This window comes from Kitasatospora sp. NPDC057512, from assembly GCF_042802135.1.
Lineage (GTDB): Bacteria > Actinomycetota > Actinomycetes > Streptomycetales > Streptomycetaceae > Kitasatospora.
Genome location: NZ_JBHVET010000860.1, coordinates 1 through 3,230, shown reverse-complemented (window position 1 = coordinate 3,230; position 3,230 = coordinate 1). Strand labels below are relative to the sequence as shown.

Annotated in this window: 1 protein-coding gene; it reads left to right on the top strand. The window is 73.4% G+C overall.

Going from position 1 to position 3,230, the window contains the following annotated elements:
• Window positions 1-3,230, top strand: a 3,230-nt coding sequence (locus tag ACFU6K_RS34855; protein WP_380669996.1) for a condensation domain-containing protein, incomplete at both ends; no start/stop codon positions are given.

Below are 3,230 nucleotides of genomic sequence, written 5' to 3'. Positions count from 1 at the left end.
GCGCCGCGCGTGGTGCTGGTGGGCGGTGAGGCCGTCGGCCAGGCGCTGTGGACGCGGCTGCGGGAGACTCCGGGGCTGCGGGCGTACAACCTGTACGGCCCGACCGAGTCCACCGTGGAGGCCCTGGAGCAGCCGCTCGACGGCGCGGACCGGCCGGTGCTCGGCCAGGCCGTCGCGGGGACCGCCGGGTACGTGCTGGACGAGCACCTGAACCCGGTCCCGCTCGGCGTGGCAGGGGAGTTGTACCTGGCGGGCGCCGGACTGGCCCGGGGGTACCTGGGCCGGCCCGCCCTGACCGCCGAGCGGTTCGTCGCCAGCCCGTTCACCCCCGGCGAGCGGATGTACCGCACCGGTGACCTGGTGCGCCGCGCCCGCGATGGTGAGCTGGAGTACCTGGGCCGGACCGACGACCAGGTGAAGATCCGTGGTTTCCGGATCGAACTGGGCGAGATCGAGGCCGTGCTGGCTGCTCACCCGGCCGTCCGTCAGGCCGTGGTGAGCGTTCGGGAGGGCGAGGATGGGGACCGTCGGCTGATCGCCCACTGCGCGGTGGCCGAGGACGCCGGCCCCGAACTCGGTGGCGCGCTGCGCCGGTTCGCCGCCGAGTCGCTGCCCGGCTACATGGTCCCGGCCGCCGTGGTGACCCTCGACGCCCTGCCGCTGACCGGCAGTGGCAAGGTCGATCACCGTGCCCTGCCCGAACCCGACCTGACAGCACTCGCACTGGCCGGCGGCCGGGCGGCCCGTACCCCGCAGGAGGAGATTCTGTGCGGCCTGTTCGCGGAGGTGCTCGGGCTGGACGCGGTCGGGGTGGAGGACGACTTCTTCGCGCTGGGTGGGCACTCGCTGCTGGCGACCCGGTTGCTCAGTCGGGTCCGCTCGACGCTGGTCGCCGAGTTGGCCGTCCGGGACGTGTTCGAGGCGCCGACGCCCGCTGGGCTGGCGGCCCGACTCGGTTCGGGGGCGGAGCGTCTCGCGCTGACCGTCCGGGCTGAGCGGCCGGAGCAGGTGCCGCTGTCCTTCGCCCAGCAGCGGCTCTGGCTGATCGACCGGATGGAGGGGCCCAGCGCGCTGTACAACCTGCCACTGGTGCTCCGGGTGGCGGGCGAGCTGGACACCGACGCCCTCGGCTCCGCGCTCGGCGACCTGGTCGCCCGGCACGAGGTCCTGCGCACGCTGATCGAGGAGGAGGACGGCACCCCGTACCAGCGCGTCCTGCCGGCCTGGGCGGCCCGGGTGCCCGTCGAGCTGCTGCCCGAGGGCACCGCACCGGAGACCTGCGCCGGGCGCCCGTTCGACCTGGCCGTCGACCTGCCGATCCGGGCCCACCTGATCCCGGCCGGGCAGGCCGAGTACCTGCTGGTCCTGGTACTGCACCACATTGCCGGTGACGGATGGTCGATGGGTCCGTTGCTGCGTGACCTCGCCGCCGCCTATGCGGCGCGGACGGCGGGCACCGTGCCCGGGTGGGCGCCGCTGCCGGTCCAGTACGCGGACTACGCGCTCTGGCAGCGTGAGCTGCTTGACGAAGCGGACCAGGACGGCCCGATGGCACGCCAACTCGGCTACTGGCGCGAGGCGTTGGCGGATCTTCCGGAGGAGCTGGTACTGCCGGCGGACCGTCCGCGGGGTGCCGTCGCCAGCCATCGGGGTGACCGGGTGGTGCTTCCGCTGGGCGCCGAACTGCACCGTGCGCTGGTGGCGTTGGCGCGTGAGCAGCGGGTGACGATGTTCATGGCCGCGCAGGCGGCACTGGCGGCCCTGCTGACCCGGCTCGGTGCCGGAACGGACATCCCGATCGGATCGGTGACGGCCGGGCGTTCGGACGAGGCGGTGGACCAGTTGGTCGGCTTCTTCGTCAACACCCTGGTGCTGCGGACCGACACCTCGGGCAATCCGAGTTTCACGGAGCTGCTGGGCCGGGTCCGGGAGACCCAGCTCGATGCCCATGCGCACCAGGACGTGCCGTTCGAGCGTCTGGTCGAGGAGCTCAACCCGGCCCGCTCGCTGGCCCGGCACCCGCTGTTCCAGGTGATGCTGGTCCTTCAGGGCGGTGGCGACACGGCGCCGTTGGACGCGGCCGGGCTGGACGTCTCCGTGGAGCCGTCCGGTCGCGCGGTCGCCAAGTTCGACCTGAGTGTCGGCATCGGCGAGTCCTTCGGTCCGGACGGCGCACCGGCCGGTCTGGAGTGCGTGGTCGACTTCGCGACGGACCTCTTCGACCGCGAGACGGCCGAGGCGATCATTCGCCACTTCGCCAACCTGCTGGCGGCGGCCGTCGAGCGGCCGGACACCCGGATCGGGGCACTGCCGCTGGTGAGCCCGGAAGAGCGGGCCGAACTGCTCGGTGGCGCGCGGCCGTTGGCCTCGGAGGTGCCGCTGCTTCCGGCGGTGTTCGAGAGGCAGGCGGCGTCCACGCCGGAGGCGGTGGCGCTGGTGTGCGGCGACGAGGTGCTGACCTACCGGGAGTTGGACGCGCGGGCCGACCGGCTCGCGGGCCGGCTGGTCGGTGCCGGGGTGACGCCGGGGGCGGTGGTGGCGTTGGCGCTGCCGCGCTCGGTGGAGTCGGTGGTCGGGCTGCTCGCGGTGCTGAAGGCCGGTGGTGTCTATCTGCCGCTGGACGCCGGGTACCCGGCGGAGCGCACGGCCTACACCCTGGCCGACGCCGAGCCCGCGCTGGTGCTGACCGACGGCCGCTGGCCGCTGCCCGAACTGCTGGCCGATCTGCCGGTGTTGGACGTCACGGATGCTCCCGGACCGGTGGAGTTCACCAGGCCCGTCCTGCACCCGGCGGACGCGGCGTACGTGATCTACACCTCCGGCTCGACCGGCCGCCCCAAGGGCGTGGTGGTCTCGCACGGCAGTCTCGCCGCTCTGCTGGCCGGCCACCGGGCGGGCATGATGGCGGGGGAGGAGAACCGGAGGTTCGCGCTGACGGCCTCGCTCTGCTTCGACGCCTCCTGGGAGGGCCTGCTGTGGATGGTCGCCGGGCATGAACTGCACCTGATCGGCGACGACCTGCGCCTCGACGCCGCCGCGCTGGTCCGCCACCTCGACTCGCACGGCATCGACGTGGTGAACGCCACGCCGTCCTTCCTGGTCCAACTGGTCGAGGAGGGACTGCTGGAGGAGCCCGCGCCGCGCGTGGTGCTGGTGGGCGGTGAGGCCGTCGGCCAGGCGCTGTGGACGCGGCTGCGGGAGACTCCGGGGCTGCGGGCGTACAACCTGTA